This is a genomic window from Streptomyces sp. NBC_01451 (assembly GCF_036227485.1).
Taxonomy (GTDB): Bacteria; Actinomycetota; Actinomycetes; order Streptomycetales; family Streptomycetaceae; genus Streptomyces.
Map to the genome: position 1 here is coordinate 2707895 of NZ_CP109479.1, position 15418 is coordinate 2723312.

13 protein-coding genes are annotated in these 15418 nt (G+C 70.1%); 5 read left to right on the forward strand and 8 right to left on the reverse strand.

Going from position 1 to position 15418, the window contains the following annotated elements; genetic code table 11:
• The first annotated feature begins 17 nt into the window (after nt 1–17).
• Nucleotides 18–2585, forward strand: a complete 2568-nt coding sequence (gene glgB, locus OG595_RS11420; RefSeq protein ID WP_329270711.1) for a 1,4-alpha-glucan branching enzyme — start codon at nt 18–20, stop codon at nt 2583–2585.
• A 171-nt stretch (nt 2586–2756) separates the two neighbouring features.
• Here glgB and OG595_RS11425 read toward each other — a convergent pair whose 3' ends face one another.
• The 5 genes from OG595_RS11425 to OG595_RS11445 all read right to left on the reverse strand — a co-directional run bounded on the left by OG595_RS11425 (nt 2757) and on the right by OG595_RS11445 (nt 8016).
• Complete coding sequence (locus OG595_RS11425) at nt 2757–4172, reverse strand: cytochrome (RefSeq protein ID WP_329270713.1); 1416 nt, start codon at nt 4170–4172, stop codon at nt 2757–2759.
• Between the two features lie 95 nt (nt 4173–4267).
• Entirely contained in the window at nt 4268–6493 is a 2226-nt protein-coding gene (locus tag OG595_RS11430; protein WP_329270716.1) for a HelD family protein, read from the reverse strand.
• A gap of 188 nt (nt 6494–6681) precedes the next feature.
• Nucleotides 6682–6996: a thioredoxin family protein gene (locus OG595_RS11435; RefSeq protein ID WP_329282802.1), complete on the reverse strand. Its 315-nt coding sequence runs from the start codon at nt 6994–6996 to the stop codon at nt 6682–6684.
• A 14-nt stretch (nt 6997–7010) separates the two neighbouring features.
• The gene (locus tag OG595_RS11440; protein ID WP_329282804.1) at nt 7011–7439 is read right to left on the reverse strand and encodes a MerR family transcriptional regulator; all 429 of its coding nucleotides are present in this window, start codon (nt 7437–7439) and stop codon (nt 7011–7013) included.
• Between the two features lie 61 nt (nt 7440–7500).
• Complete coding sequence (locus OG595_RS11445) at nt 7501–8016, reverse strand: Lrp/AsnC family transcriptional regulator (RefSeq protein ID WP_443073009.1); 516 nt, start codon at nt 8014–8016, stop codon at nt 7501–7503.
• A 73-nt stretch (nt 8017–8089) separates the two neighbouring features.
• On the opposite strand from OG595_RS11445, the gene OG595_RS11450 reads away from it, so the two are divergent.
• Both OG595_RS11450 and OG595_RS11455 read left to right on the forward strand, forming a co-directional pair.
• A complete protein-coding gene (locus OG595_RS11450; protein WP_329270718.1) occupies nt 8090–9082 on the forward strand; it encodes an NAD-dependent epimerase/dehydratase family protein in 993 nt (330 codons plus the stop codon).
• A gap of 66 nt (nt 9083–9148) precedes the next feature.
• Entirely contained in the window at nt 9149–9625 is a 477-nt protein-coding gene (locus OG595_RS11455; RefSeq protein ID WP_329270720.1) for an ASCH domain-containing protein, read from the forward strand.
• Nucleotides 9626–9696: 71 nt separating this feature from the next.
• On the opposite strand, the gene OG595_RS11460 is transcribed toward OG595_RS11455, so the two are convergent.
• Nucleotides 9697–10290 carry a maleylpyruvate isomerase family mycothiol-dependent enzyme gene (locus tag OG595_RS11460; RefSeq protein ID WP_329270723.1) on the reverse strand — a complete coding sequence of 198 codons (594 nt, stop codon included), beginning with the start codon at nt 10288–10290 and terminating at the stop codon, nt 9697–9699.
• A gap of 89 nt (nt 10291–10379) precedes the next feature.
• On the opposite strand from OG595_RS11460, the gene OG595_RS11465 reads away from it, so the two are divergent.
• Nucleotides 10380–10835 carry a MarR family winged helix-turn-helix transcriptional regulator gene (locus OG595_RS11465; RefSeq protein ID WP_329270725.1) on the forward strand — a complete coding sequence of 152 codons (456 nt, stop codon included), beginning with the start codon at nt 10380–10382 and terminating at the stop codon, nt 10833–10835.
• Here the strand turns inward: OG595_RS11465 and OG595_RS11470 are convergent.
• Nucleotides 10816–12630: an MFS transporter gene (locus OG595_RS11470; protein WP_329282808.1), complete on the reverse strand. Its 1815-nt coding sequence runs from the start codon at nt 12628–12630 to the stop codon at nt 10816–10818. The two genes, OG595_RS11465 and OG595_RS11470, sit on opposite strands and share 20 nt — an antisense overlap.
• Nucleotides 12631–12769: 139 nt before the next feature.
• Between OG595_RS11470 and OG595_RS11475 the strand changes: the two genes are divergently transcribed.
• Entirely contained in the window at nt 12770–13414 is a 645-nt protein-coding gene (locus tag OG595_RS11475) for a TetR/AcrR family transcriptional regulator (protein ID WP_329270727.1), read from the forward strand.
• A gap of 511 nt (nt 13415–13925) precedes the next feature.
• Here OG595_RS11475 and OG595_RS11480 read toward each other — a convergent pair.
• Nucleotides 13926–15350, reverse strand: a complete 1425-nt coding sequence (locus OG595_RS11480; RefSeq protein WP_443073332.1) for a cation:dicarboxylate symporter family transporter — start codon at nt 15348–15350, stop codon at nt 13926–13928.
• Between the last annotated feature and the right edge of the window lie 68 nt (nt 15351–15418).

Sequence of the window (15418 nt, forward strand, 5' to 3'; positions counted from 1 at the left end):
CCGAAAGGCCCCCGCCCGTGACCCCGCACTCCCCGTCCAGCGGCTCGAAGAACCCGAAGAAGAAGACGTCCGCGAAGAAGGACCCTGGGAAAAAGGCGGCGAAGCAGGCGGCGAAGGCGGCGGCGAAGGAGTTGGAGAAGACGTTGGAGACAGGGCTGGGGAACGGGCCGGAGAAGGAGTCGAAGCCCAAGCCGGAGACGACGTCAGAGACGGCACCGGAAACGAACCCAGAAACGACACGGGAGACGACACCGGAGACGGAGACGGAGGCGGTGACGAAACCGGTGACAGAGCCGGTGCCGGAGCCGGTATCCGTGGCCGTGGCCGTGCCGAAAGCGGTGGTGGAGAAGCCGGTCCCGGAACCGGTCGAGGCCGCTCCGAAGGAGACCGTTCTCCTCCCCTCCCCCGTGCTGGACGCCTCCGACCGCGGGCGGCTGCTGGCCGGCACGCACCACGACCCGCACTCCGTCCTGGGCGCGCATCCGCTGCCGGGCGGGGTCGCTTTCCGGGTGCTGCGGCCGTACGCCCTGTCGGTGACCGTCGTGGCCGGCGATCTGCGGGCCGAGCTGCACGACGACGGCGACGGCTTCTTCTCGGGTGCGCTGCCGCTGCGGGGCGTCCCGGAATACCGGCTGGTCATCGCGTACGGGGACCAGGTGCAGGAGACCGAGGACGCGTACCGGCTGCTGCCCGCGCTGGGCGACCTGGACCTGCATCTCATCGGCGAGGGCCGGCACGAGGAGCTGTGGAAGGCGCTGGGCGCCGAGCCGATGACCCACCAGGGCGTCACCGGCACCCGCTTCGCCGTCTGGGCGCCGAACGCGCTCGGGGTACGGGTGACCGGGGGCTTCAACTTCTGGGACGGCACGGCGTATCCGATGCGGTCGCTGGGCGGCACCGGGGTGTGGGAGCTGTTCGTGCCGGGCATCGGCGAGGGTGAGCTGTACAAGTTCGAGATCACGCGCCCGGACGGCTCGAAGACACAGCGCGCGGACCCGATGGCCCGCCGGACCGAGGTTCCGCCCAACACGTCGTCCATCGTGCACAGTTCGCGCCACGAGTGGGAGGACGGGGAGTGGCTGGACCGGCGGGCGAAGGCCCCGGCGCACGAGGCCCCGATGTCGATCTACGAGATCCATCTGGCGTCCTGGCGACCGGGCCTGACGTACCGTCAGCTCGCCGACCAGCTCCCCGCCTATGTACGGGACCTGGGCTTCACGCACGTGGAGTTGATGCCGGTGGCGGAGCACCCCTTCGGCGGCTCGTGGGGCTACCAGGTCACCGGTTTCTACGCGCCCACGGCCCGGCTGGGCACTCCGGACGACTTCAAGTACCTGGTGGACGCCCTCCACCGCGCCGGCATCGGCGTCCTGATGGACTGGGTCCCGGCCCACTTCCCGCGCGACGACTGGGCGTTGGCCGAGTTCGACGGCCGCCCGCTCTACGAGCACTCGGATCCGCTGCGGGCCGCACACCCCGACTGGGGCACCCTGGAGTTCGACTTCGGCAGGCGTGAGGTCCGCAACTTCCTTGTGGCGAACGCCGTTTACTGGTGCGAGGAGTTCCACATAGACGGCCTGCGGGTGGACGCGGTCGCCTCGATGCTCTACCTCGACTACTCGCGTGAGCCGGGCCAGTGGACGCCGAACGAGCACGGCGGCCGGGAGAACCTGGACGCGGTCACCTTCCTCCAGGAGATGAACGCCACGGTGTACCGGCGGGTCCCCGGGGTCGTGACGATCGCCGAGGAGTCGACGGCGTGGGACGGCGTCACCCGGGCCACGCACCACACGGGGCCCGGCGGGTTCGGCGGCCTGGGCTTCGGACTGAAGTGGAACATGGGCTGGATGCACGACTCGCTCGGCTACGTCCAGCACGACCCGGTCCACCGCAAGCACCACCACCACGAGATGACCTTCTCCATGGTGTACGCGTACAGCGAGAACTACGTCCTGCCCATCTCCCACGACGAGGTCGTCCACGGCAAGGGCTCGCTGGTGTCGAAGATGCCCGGCGACTGGTGGCAGCAACGGGCCACCGAGCGGGCGTACCTGGCCTTCATGTGGTCGCACCCCGGCAAGCAACTGCTGTTCATGGGCCAGGAGTTCGCGCAGGGCGCGGAGTGGTCGGAGGCCCATGGTCCCGACTGGTGGCTGCTGGACCCCGCGTACGGTGCGGAGGCGGACCACAGGGGCGTACGGGACCTGGTCCGCGACCTGAACACCGTGTACCGGGACACGCCGGCCCTCTGGCAGAAGGACACCCACCCCTCGGGCTTCGAATGGCTGGTCGGGGACGCGGCGGAGGACAACGTCTTCGCCTTCGTCCGCTACGACGCGGAGGGCACCCCTCTCGTGTCGATCAGCAACTTCTCCCCGGTCGTCCGCAGCGACTACCTCATCGGCGTCCCGGACACGGTCCCGGCCTGGCACGAGACCCTGAACACGGACGCGTCCCGCTACGGCGGCGCCGACATCCACAACCCGGACCCCCTGAAACCGGACCCCCAGCCCTGGCACGGCCGCCCGGCCAGCATCCGCGTGACCCTCCCCCCACTGGCGACGATCTGGCTGCGCCCGGCGTAGCACGCGGCACCTTCCCGCCCCGGTCGGCACCCTTCAGCCCGTCCGGCGTCTGAGGACGAGCGCGTTCAGCGCGAAGGGGAGTCCGGGGGCGCGGCCCCCAGGAACGGGACAGGACGGGACGGGTAGGGGCGGCGGGGGCGGGGGCGGAACGAACCCACCGCACCCCCCGCCTCACCGCCCCCCGAACATCAACCTCCGCAACGCCCCCAGCAGCCCCCTGACCTGACCGTCCCCGCCGGACACCACCGCCTCCCCCACCACAGCCGTCTCCCCCCGAACCCCACCACCGGCAACCCCCCGCCCCACCTCACCGCTCAACTCATATCTCACCGGCAACAACCGCAGCCCTCGCACCACCGGCCCCGACCGCCACGGCAACTGATCCGCCGGCAGGGTCAGTTCGGCCTTCGTCAGGTGCTCGAAGATCCGCCCCACCGCCGTACTCACGATCATCCCGCCCAACTCCCGTGCCGCGCTGGGACACTGATGCGGCCCGGCCCCCCACCCCAGATGCGCCCGCGTGCTCACCGTCGCCCCGACCAGGTGAGACGCCCCGATCGCCATCAGGTCCCCGTGCGCCGCCGCGGCCGACGGCGAGACGATGTCCCCGCCCCGGATCCAGAAGTTCCCCAGCGCCACGTCCCGCGCCGCGAACCGGAAGCACATGTTGGCGACCGGCGGATTCACCAGCGCCGCCCTGTTCACGGTCTCCCCGAGCTGCCCGGCCGACAGACTGCGCCGCACTGTCGCGTTTCCGCGCAACACCTCCAGCAGCGTGTTCAGCACCATGTTCCCGGTGATGTCGTTCAGGTACACCGCGTTCATGAACAGCTCGCGCCCCAACTGCTCGTCCGACAGCTCCGGGTCGGCCAGCAGCATGTAGGAGGTCAGGTCGTCCCCGGGCCGCGCCCGCCGGTGCGCGGCCAGCCGCGTCATCGCGGCCAGCGCCCGCCCCGTCGCCGGTCCCGCGTCCGGCCCGGCGTCCAGCATCCGCCACAGGTCCATGACCAGCTCGTCCCCGAGCTCGACAGGGCACCCGAACAGCTTCGTGGTGACCATCAGCAGCAACGGCCGCGTGTACTGCGCCCCGAGGTCGGCGAACCCCGCCGTGCCCGACTCGGCCGCCAGCATCCCGATCAGCTCGTCGGCGTACCGCGCGACCGTCGCCCGCAACTCCCAGCCCTGCGGGGTCTGTCCGTCCTGGAACGGCCGCAGCGCCGCATGGTGCGTGTGCCGGGCGGCGAGGTGCTCCTCGTCGTCCATGAACATCGTCTGCCGCACCTCGTAGCCCGCGAGCAGCGGCCAGTCCGGTGGCAGCCGACCCTGCGCCCTGGCCCGCCAGTACCGCACGTCCCGCCGCCAGACACTCTCGTTCCGCAGTACCTCCAGCACCTCGCGGTAGTCGAGAACCAGCCACACCGGTACGCCCATCAGCCCCACCGGCGCCACGGGTCCGTAGGTGCGCCGAAGTCGCGCGTAGACCCCGCCCGGGTCGGCGTCGAACTCCGACGTCAACAGCGGTTCCACAGGCAACGACTCAAGCGCGGGGCTGTCGGCCGGCGCGGTCGCGAACGGATGGGCTTCCATACGCACACGCATACCGCACCAGCCGCACACGTGCAGTGACCATGGCGCGAACTGTTACGCCTTGGTGACTCCTGGTGCAGGCGTCACGTGTCCCCTCAGGCCCCGGCATCAGCCAGCGCCCCCGGCAACTCCCCCTGGTACAGCACGCCGACGCGCTGGGTGGCGCGGGTCAGCGCCACGTACAGGTCGCTCGTGCCGAAGGCACCCGGTTCGACCACCAGCACGGAGTCGAATTCCAGCCCCTTGGCCTGCCGTGGATCGAGGAGTACGACATCCCTCGTCAGGTCGGGCTCCGCCCCCGCCTCCACACCGTCCAGCCGCGCGGCCAGCTCGCCGTGCAGCTCGCGCGGCGCGATCACCGCGAGCCGCCCCTCGACGGGCGCCAGTTCACCGACGGCCTTCTCGGCAGCCGCCGCCAGATCGGTGTGGACCGCCCGCACCCACGGCCGTACCCCGGTGGACCGTACGGACGCGGGCGGCTCGAAGTCCGGCCGTTCCGCCCGTACCACGGCCGCCGCGAGGTCCATGATCTCGGCCGGAGTCCGGTAGTTGACGCCCAGTCGGGCATGCTCCCAGCGGTCCTGGACGTACGGCGCGAGGATGTCCTCCCAGGATCCGACACCGCCCGGCTCGGCGGTCTGCGCGGGATCGCCGACCAGGGTCATCGACCGGGTCGGGCTGCGGCGCATGAGGAGGCGCCACGCCATCGGCGACAGCTCCTGCGCCTCGTCGACGATGATGTGCCCGAACGCCCAGGTCCGGTCGGCGGCCGCCCGTTCGGCGGCGCTGCGCAGGTCGTCCTCCTCGTGCCGCTCGGCGAACCGCTCCGCGTCGATGATGTCGTGCGCGGACAGGATCTCGGAGTCCTCCGCGTCCAGGTCCTCGAACTCGTACGTGCGGGAGGCGTACGAGACGTCCAGCACGCCCTGCGCGTAGGCGACCTGGCTGCTGCGCTCGCGCTCCGCCCGTGCCCGGGCCGGCCGGTCGTCCTCGCCGAGCAGTTCCGCCGCCTCGTCGAGCAGCGCTACGTCGGCCGTCGTCCAGGCCCGGGTCACGGGCCGCCGAATGGCATCCGCGTCGGCCTCCGACACGTACCCGTCCGGTGCGGCGAGGAAGTCCGCGACCAGTCGCCGCGGTGTGACGCGGGGCCACAACCGGTCGATGGCGGCCCAGACCTCACGGTTCTCGGCGAGGTCGTCGCGGATCTGGGTGATGTCGCTCGGGTCGAGGAGATTGCTGCCGTCGTAGGGGTCGGTGCCGATCCGCTCCGCGAGCATCTCGGTCAGCGTGTTGAGGATGTGCCCCTCGAAATGCTCGCGCGCGACGTTGTGCGGCAGTTTCGCCTCGCGGGTGCGCTCCCGCGCCACGCTCACCAGTCCGGCGTCGAGCATGAGGATGTCCCGGTCGTGCTCGATGGCGATGACGGGGTCGGGCAGCCCCTGCCGGTCCCGTACGACGGCTGCCAGCACGTCGGCCATCCGGGCCCGCCCCTTGACCACAGCGGCTTCGGCCGTGTCGGCGGCGGTGGCCTTCACGCCCGGGAACAGCTCGCCGACGGTCGCCAGCAGGACACCGGTCTCACCGAGCGAGGGCAGCACCTCGCCGATGTAGCCGAGGAAGGCGGGGTTGGGGCCGACGATCAACACGGCCCGCTTGGCGAGGAGTTCACGGTGTTCGTAGAGGAGGTAGGCGGCCCGGTGGAGTGCGACGGCGGTCTTGCCGGTACCGGGCCCGCCCTCCACCACCAGCACACCCCGGTGCGGGGCGCGGATGATCTCGTCCTGCTCGGCCTGGATGGTCTGCACGATGTCGTTCATCCGGCCGGTGCGGGCGGAGTCGAGCGCGGCGAACAGTACGGCGTCGCCGGAGGGGTCCTCGTAGCCGGTGCGCGTCTCGTCCCCGAGGTCGAGGATCTCGTCGTGCAGTCCGGTGACGTTCCGCCCGTCGGTGCTGATGTGCCGACGCCGGCGCAGCCCCATCGTGGTGTGTCCGGTGGCGAGATAGAACGGCCGGGCGACCTCGGCCCGCCAGTCGATGAGCATCGGGGTCCGCTCGGCGTCGTCGGCGCGCAGTCCGATCCGGCCGATGTGGTGCGTGACACCGGAGGTGAGATCGATCCGCCCGAAGCAGAGCGACCCGTCGACGGCGTTCAGCGCGGCGAGCAGTCCCGACCGCTCGGCGACGAGCACGTCCCGTTCGAGCCGGGCCTGCATCGGCGTACTGCCCTGCGCGAGCGCGTCCGTGACGGAGTGCTCGGTGTCGCCGCGCAGGGCGTCCACGCGGGTGTAGAGCCCGTCGACGAATTCCTGCTCAATCCGCAATTCATCGCGAGTTGATTCCTTGTTTGCGCCCCTGTTTGACAATTCCGCTCCCGCTCGGATATACTCTGCTCAATGAACTTCTCGTGACCCGATTCAAGCAAAGTCGCGAACCATTGAATATACGCAAAGAAATCCCCCGGGCGCAATCGCCCGGGGGATTTCTTTCTTGGTCCGTGGCCCGGAGTGCGTCAGAACACGTCGGACAGCTCCTCCAGCAACCGCCTTTTCGGCCGGGCCCCCACCATCGACCGCACCGGCTCCCCGCCCCGGAACACCATGAACGTCGGCATGGACAGCACCCGGTACGCGTTGGTCGTCAGGGGGTTGGTGTCCACGTTCAGCTGGACCACTTTCAGACGGTCGGACTCCTCCGCCGCGAGGGCGCTCAGCACCGGGGCCATCTGGCGGCACGGTGGGCACCAGTCGGCCGTGAACTCCACCAGGACCGGCAATTCGGCCCCGATCACCTCCGCCTCGAAGTCCGCGTCCGTCACCTCGGCCACACCCGCCGCCTTGATCATCGTGTTGGTCCTCCCCATTCGCATGCCGGTTCCGGACCGCCCGGAACCGTCGCCTCGGCCGCCAGTTCGTCGCGCGCCCGCTCGGCCCGCGTCAGCTGTTCGCCGACCTTGGCCCGTACCGACTGCAACTCACCGATCAGCGCGTCGAGTTCGTACAGCTTGCGGCGGTAGACGGCTAGTGACGCCGGGCAGGAGTCACCCTCCGGGTGACCCGCCCGCAGGCAGTCCACGAAGGGCCGGGTCTCCTCCAGGTCGAACCCGAAGTCCTGGAGGGTCCGGATCTGCCGGAGCAGCCTCAGGTCGTCCTCGTCGTAGGCGCGGTAGCCGTTGTCCGCGCGCCGCGCGGGCAGCAGCCCCCGCGACTCGTAGTACCGCAGGGTCCGTGTGGTGGTCCCGGCCCGAGCCGCCAGCTCGCCGATCCGCATGCCGATTCGCATACGTACGAACGTAGTCCTTGACGCCGACGTCAAGGCAACCTCCGCGGGCTCACCCCGGTGGCAGCAGCGGCTTCCCCACTACCGGGGAGGAGAGGACGATCGACGTGGTCGTCCGGCCCAGCGCCGACGTCTGTTCGAGGATGTCCTCCAGGTGGACCGTGTGCTCCACGGCCACCTTGAGGATCCAGCAGTCCTCGCCGACCACGTGGTGCACCTCGGTGATCTCGGGGCGGGCGAGCTGCTCCAGGGTCCTGGGGTGCTTGAGGGTGTAGCCCCCGTGCGGATTGACCCGGACGAAGGCCTGGATGCCGTAGCCGAGGCGCGAGGGGGCGACACGGGCGCCGTATCCGGTGATCGCGCCCGCCGACTCCAGCCGGCGTACGCGCTCCGTGACCGCCGCCGGGCTCAGCCGCACCCTCCTGCCCAGCTCGCTCAGTCTGATCCGGCCGTCGGTCTGGAGGAGCCCCAGGATCTGCCGGTCCAGCGCGTCGAAGGCCACCGCCGTTTCGTTGGCCGCGGCCCGCGACTGCCGTGGTTCTTTCGGTACCCCGGCCGTATGTCCCATGACTCCCCCTTCAGAACTCACTGGTGCGTCAGGAGAATTATGATCGCAAGGTCAACAACGGGGAGGGGACGTCATGCGTGACGTATTGGTCATCGGCGGTAATCGCTATTTCGGAAAGCGGCTCATCGACCGGCTGATGGCGGCCGGAGACCGGGTGACTGTTCTCAACCGGGGTTCCGCTTCACCGCCTGCCGGGGCAATTCACCTAGTCGCCGACCGGGACGACGAGGCCGCGCTGAATTCCGCTCTCGGCGACCGCGCCTTCGACGCCGTCGTCGACCAGGTCTGCTACACACCCCGCCAGGCGGCGACCGCCCGGCGCGTCTTCTCCGGCGGCCGTACCCGCCGCTATGTGCTGACGTCCACGGTCGAGGTGTACGAGTACGAGGACTCCCTCGTCTACGAAGACACCGTTGTCCCCGTGCGCGAGGACGCCGTCGATCCGCGTACCGTCCCCGTCCGGCTCGAACTCCCCTGGCACAAGCCGGAGTTCCGCGAGACGCACTACGGCGAGGGGAAACGCCAGGCCGAGGCGGTCCTCGCGTCCACCGGCGCCGACCCCGACGGCACCGACGCCTCGGGCGACCCGGCGGCCGACGCCGCGGAGCTCCCGTTTCCGTACACCGCCGTACGCGTGGCCCATGTCCTGGGCGGGGAAGACGACTTCACCGGCAGACTCGACCACTATGCCCGGCGCATCCGTACCGGCACCCCGATCGCCGTACCGACCGAGAACCGGCCCGCGACCTATATCCACGTCGAGGAGATCGCCGACTTCCTGTTCTGGGCGGTGGGCGAGAATTTCACCGGGCCGGTCAACGCGGCATCCCACGGCCTGCTGACCACCGAGGAGTTGTGCGCGGCCGTGGCCCTGCACATCCCCGACGGCAGGACCGTCTTCCAGAACGTCGACGTCGGCAAGGTCTCCCCGTTCTCCTTCTCCCGCTCGTACGGCATGGACAACTCCCGGGCCACCGAACTCGGGTTCACCTTCGGCCATGTCCAGGAATGGCTGCCGCGAGCTGTCGCCGAGATGCTTGCCGCGGAGGCGGGAAGGGGGAGGTGAAGCGCGGTACGGCACGCAATTGGCGTGCCAGGAAACGGAGTCGGCGCCGGCCCCTAGTGTGACCCCATGACGCCCTCCGAGCCGCAGCATTCTCCGCCGTCCCAGCCCGCCGGCCTTCCGACGCCCGAGGGTCTCCCCAAGGCCGAGTTCGCCTTTCCCGGTCCGCTGCGCGACCGGCTCGTCGCCGCGATTCTCGACGGTTCGAAGACGTCCACGACCGGGCTCGTCGTGGAGTACGAGCACGACGGTGAGGCTCTGCCGGAGACCGGGAGTCGTTCGGTGGTCGTCGACTCCGAGGACCGGCCGGTGGGGATCATCGAGGTCACGGGCGTACGGGTGGTCCCGCTGGCCGAGGTGGATCTCGCCCACGCGCTGGACGAGGGCGAGGGGTATGCCGACGTGGCCGCGTGGCGGGCCGGTCACGAGCGGTTCTGGCACAGCGCGGAGATGCGGGCGGCTCTGGGCGATCCCGGGTTCACCGTGGCGGACGCGACAGCGGTGGTACTGGAACGGTTCCGCCTCGTGGCGGACCTCCGCCCCTGAGGCCCTCGCCCCCGCCGTCCCCGCCTGCCACCCTCTGCCCTTGCCTGCCCCTGCCTGCCGCTGTCTGTCTTTTACCCGTCCCGTCCCGTGAGAAGAAGCAGCAGTGCCGAGATCGGGCCGCGGATCTCCCTGCGGTCCTTCTCCCCCCGCGTCCATTCGATGTCCGTAGCGACCAGCCGCGCCTCCGGCAACGGCCACGGGCGCGGCGGAAACCGCATCGTCCACACCCGGTCGGCCGCGTCCCGCGCCGCCGCCGGAGGCATCACGCGCTCCCTGCCCAGCGCCCGTGCGATGTCCTGGCCGTGGACGAGGATGTCGATCAGGGGTTCGCGACGGGTCGTACCGGGTGCCAGCCGACGGGAGCCGACGGTCGCGCGCAGGTTGGCGACGATCTCCTCGACCGGCAGCCGCGCCTCCTGGACCGCCGTGTCGTGGATCATCCGGTCGACGTTCCCCCGGGCGCGGACGAATTCCCGTGCCACCGTGCCGTACGACATACGTGCCGCGATGGTCAGATGCGCGGCCACATCACGTACGCGCCAGTCACCGCACCGGGTGGGCCGCTCCCACTCCGCCGCGCTCAGTCCCGCCAGCAGCTCCGCCAGGCTCGCGCGCTCGTCGTCGACGACCTGCCAGCGCTCGTCCGTCTCCAGCACGACTCCCATGGGGATCACCGCCGCCTCAAGTGGTAAGCTTCCCTGACCAAATTAGTCAGAGTCTCTTACCAAAGTCAAGCCGGAGGAGAGTGCCGACCATGGCTGCCGCATCCGCCGTACCCGAGAGTGAGCTCAGCACCGGGCTGCTCCTCTTCCTCCCGTACCGGGCGTTGGAGAGCCGTATCTTCGCCGTGCTCGCCGAGGCCGGTTTCGACGACTTCACGCCCGCCCAGGCCCGCGTGCTCCAGCGCGTCGGCCCGGACGGCACCCGGCTCACCGAACTGGCCGAACAGGCCCAGATCACCAAGCAGACCGCCGGATTCCTGGTCGACCAGCTGGAGAAGGCGGGCTATGTCACGCGGGAGCCGGACCCGTCCGACAGACGGGCCCGACTGGTGTGTCTCGCGGAGCGGGCGCGTGCCGCGCAGCCCGTCGCCGCCAGGGTGGTGGCCGAGGTGGAGGCGGAGTGGGAGGCCCATCTCGGCAAGCGCCGGATGACTCAACTCCGCGAGGCGCTCACCTTGTTGAGGGAGATCACCGACCCGTACGCGTGAGCTCGGACGCCTCGCCGGAGACTTCGGCTTCCGTCCCCGTCCCGGTCTCCGTCACCGTCTCCGTCTCGACCATCTTCTCCGTTTCCGTTTCCGTCCGCGCCTCCGCCTCCGCCTCCGTCACCGTCTCCGTGCCCGTTTCCGTCACTGCCTCCGCCGCTTGCTCACCGAGGTGCGACTTCCCCGGCAGGAGAACAGCGACCAGCACCGTGCCCACCCCCAGGATCACCGCCCCGATCAGGCTGGTGTGGGCCACCGCGTCCGAGAAGGACGAGCCGACGGCGTCAGCCATCTGCCGCGCCCCCTGGGCGAGTTGAGTCGCCTGCGCCTTCAACTCGGCCGCCTGCGCGGTGTTTCCCGCGCTCGCCGCCTGCGACGCCTGTGCCGCGAGCTGCTGGGCCTGTGCGCCGATCGCCTGGGCCACCTGGTAGCCCGCGCCGACCGAGTCCTGGGCCGAACTCAGCGCGTCCGTCGGCAGCTTGCTGCCGCTCGTCGCGTCGGTGAGGTGGGAGGCGTACGACGTGGAGAGCAGTGAGCCGAGGATCGCGATGCCGAGCGAGCCGCCGAGTTCCAGCGAGGTGTCGTTCACCGCGCCGCCGACGCCCAGTTCGGCCTCGGGGAACGCCCCCATGATCGCGTCCGTGCACGGGGAGAGTGCCAGGCCGATCGCGAGGCCGAGGACGACGAGAGGCGCGACGAAAGTCCCGTACGACGAACCGGAGTCCACCTGCGAGAGCAGGGCGAGGGCCGCCGTACCGCCGACCATGCCCGCCGTGACCGTGACCTTCATGCCGACGCGCGGGGTGAAGTAGGCGGTGAGGGCCGAGCCGACGAAGACCGCGCCGGCGAGGGGCAGCATGCGCAGGCCGGTGTCCAGGGCGTCGTAGCCGAGCACGAACTGGAGGTGCTGGGTGAGGTAGTAGAACGCGCCGAAGACAGCGAGGAAGAACAGGGCGACAGCGAGGTTCGAGCCCGCGAACCGGCGCTGGGTGAAGCGTCGTACATCGAGGACGGGGCGCGGGTGGCGCAGTTCCCATACGACGAAGAGGACGAGGCCGAGACCCGCGGCGACCGCCGCCGTGACCGCCTTGACGCCCCAGCCGAAGTGCGGTCCTTCGATGATCATGTAGACCAGCGCGCCGATCCACACCACGGACAGCAGACCGCCGACGTAGTCGATCCGGTCGTGGTGGCCCGCCTTGGACGGCGGTACGAGGACGAAGGCGCCGATGATCGCGAGCACGGCGATCGGCACGTTGATCAGGAACGTCGAGGCCCAGCCGTGGTCCTCCAGCAGTGCGCCCGCGACCAGCGGACCGGCCGCGATGGCGAGGCCGGCGGTGGCGGTCCACAGGGTGATCGCCTTGGCGCGTTCGGCGCGCGGGAAGGTCGCGGCGAGGAGGGAGAGCGTCGCGGGCATGATCAGCGCCGCGCCCACGCCCATGACGGCACGGGCCGCGATGACCCCGGTGGCCGAACCGACCAGCGAGCCCGCGACCGACCCGGCGCCGAAGACGACCAGACCGAGGACGAGCGCCCCGCGCCGGCTGTACTTGTCGCCGATCGCGCCGAGCAGCAGCATCAGGGCCGCGTACGGGACGGTGTAGCCGTCGATGACCCACTGGAGGTCGGCGCTGGACAGGCCCAGGTCCTGGGTCATGTCGGGGGCGGCGACAGTGAGGGCGGTGTTCGCCATCACGATGATCAGCAGGCTGAGGCAGAGCACGAGGAGCGCCCACCAGCGCCGGGCGTAGGGGCGGGTCATCCCCTCGACGGGTTCCGTCCTGAAGAGTCGCATGGCCACGGGAGCGCCTTCCTTACTGGCTGTGATCACCGGCTGGTGACTGATCGTTTTGCACAGCGACGTGCAGTTGCACAATAATGTGCAACATACCCCGATGCACAGTGGTGTGCAAATAGAAGGAAAGGAAGGCACAATGTCAGCCATGACCACGGGTTCCACCAGCCGCGCCGACACGAATCGCCGCCGCATTCTCGACGTCGCCCTCGCCGAACTGTTGCGCGACCCCGACGCCTCGATGGACCAGATCGCGCGCGCCGCGGGTGTCGTACGACGGACTGTGTACGGGCACTTCCCGAGCCGGGAGGCGCTGATCAGCACGCTGCTCGACGGCGCCGTGGAGGCGGTGGCCGCCGCGCACGCCGAGGGGACCGAGGGCGCGGCGGAGGACCCGGCGGAGTGTGTCGCCCGGTCCACGCTCGCGGTCTGGCAGGTCGCCGACCGCTACCGCATCCTCGTCGGGCTCGCCCAGCGCAGCGTCACCGTGCAGGGCATCCGCGACCGGTTCACCCCGGTCCGCGAGGCTGCTGTCGAAGTGCTCCGGCGAGGCCTGGAGGAGGGCGTCTTCACCTCGTCCCTGCCCGCGCCGGCACTGGCGTACGTGCACGAGCAGATGCTGTTCGCGCTGATGGAGGCCGTGAACGACGGGCTCCTCGGGGCGGAGGAGGCGGGCCGTTCGGCCGCGGTCACCCTGCTGGCCGCGGCGGGAGTCCCCGTCGCCCGGGCCACCGCGCTGGTGGCCGAACTGAGCGACGCGCGGGCCGAACGGCCTGTCGGCTGAACGGCGGCGTATCGGCTGGGCAGCGGGTCGGCTCACCGCCGTACCGGCGAACCGCGGTACCGGTGAACCGTCGTCTCGGCGAACCGTCGTCTCGGCGAACTGCACTGCCGACGAACTGCTGTCACCGGACACGGAAACGGCCGAGCGGCCAGGCTTCGGGGGAGTGCCTGGCCGCTCGGCGTTTTTCGAGGTCCTGGGGCTCCGGCGGACCTGCCGGGGGCCCCAGGCCGGGTGACTGGACTACTGGGGAGTGTCCGTGCCATCCGGGGTTTCCGGGATCTGACTGTCGTTCCGAGTCCGGGAGAGCGGGAGCCTGCCCGGCGTGGAACGTGCGCCCGGGGCCTGTGCCCGGGCGGCTGAGGGACGGGGGAGCACCTCAGCCGCCCGGAGTCGACGGAGCCGGACCGACCCGGTCCGATCCCGGGACCTGGCCTTTGGATCAGGCCTGGGATCAGGATCGGTCTCAGGATCGCTCTCGGACCTGGGATCGGGCCTCGGATCGGGCCTCGGATCAGGCCTTGGCGAGTTCCTTCTCGCCGCCCGGCTCGGTGACCTCGGTGTCGGCGGGGTCCGGGTGGAAGCCGTCGTTCTCGTCGATGAGCGTCTTCTCGTCGAACGGGTGCCGGCCGGCGAGAACCTCCGCGACGCGCTCCTTGTCGATCTCGTTGGTCCAGGTGCCGATCAGGACCGTGGCGACCGCGTTGCCCGCGAAGTTCGTGAGGGCGCGGGCCTCGCTCATGAAGCGGTCGATGCCGACGATCAGGCCGAGGCCGTCCACCAGGGCGGGCTTGTGCGACTGGAGGCCGCCGGCCAGGGTCGCGAGACCGGCGCCGGTGACACCCGCCGCGCCCTTCGAGGCGACGAGCAGGAAGAGGAGCAGCGGGATCTGCTCGCTGACCGACATCGGCGTGCCCATGGCGTCGGCGATGAACAGGGACGCCATGGTCATGTAGATCATGGTGCCGTCGAGGTTGAACGAGTAGCCGGTCGGGACGGTGATGCCGACGACCGGCTTGCTGACGCCCAGGTGCTCCATCTTCGCGATGAGGCGCGGCAGCGCGGACTCGGAGGAGGAGGTCGAGAGGATCAGCAGGAACTCACGGCCCAGGTACTTGAAGAGCGTGAAGACGTTGAGGCCCGTGAAGATCTTCAGCAGCGCACCGAGCACCAGGAAGACGAAGAGGAAACAGGTGAGGTAGAAGGACAGCATCAGGACGGCGAGCTGCTTGAGCGCGTCGACACCTGCGGACCCGGTCACCGCGGCCATGGCACCGAACGCGCCGATGGGGGCGGCCCACATGACCATGCCGAGGATGCGGAAGACGAGCCGCTGGATGTGCTCGACACCGCGCAGGATCGGCGCGCCGGTCGAGCCCATGGCCTGGATCGCGAACCCGGCGAGCAGGGCGATGAGCAGCGTCTGGAGGACCTCCCCGCCGGTGAAGGCGGAGACGAACGTGGTCGGGATGATCCCGAGCAGGAACTCGGTGGTGTCCTTGGCCTCGGCCGCGACCTGCGCCTGGCCGGTCTCCTTGACGGCGTCGGTCAGCGCGAGGCCGGTACCCGGCTCGATGATGTTGCCGACGACGAGGCCGATGCCCAGCGCGACGAACGACATGAGCACGAAGTAGCCGAGCGCGATACCGCCGACCTTGCCGACCTTCGCGGCCTTCCGTACCGAACCGATACCGAGCACGATCGTGCAGAAGATGATCGGCGAGATCATCATCTTGATCAGGTTCACGAAGCCGGTTCCGATCGGCTTCAGCTCGACGGCGAAGTCCGGGGCGATCAGGCCCACGGCGATACCGGCGGCCACCGCGGCGATGACCGCGATGTAGAGGTAGTGGGTACGGTCCCGCTTGGCGGCGGGTGCGGCAGGTGCCGTTGAGGATGAGGTGGCCACGGCTGCCCTCCTTGACGTCGTCGTCGGCATCACCGGCGTGCGGCTCACGTCCGGGGGATGGGGAGAAAGTTGTGCTGGGAATGCGATGGTGCTTCGGG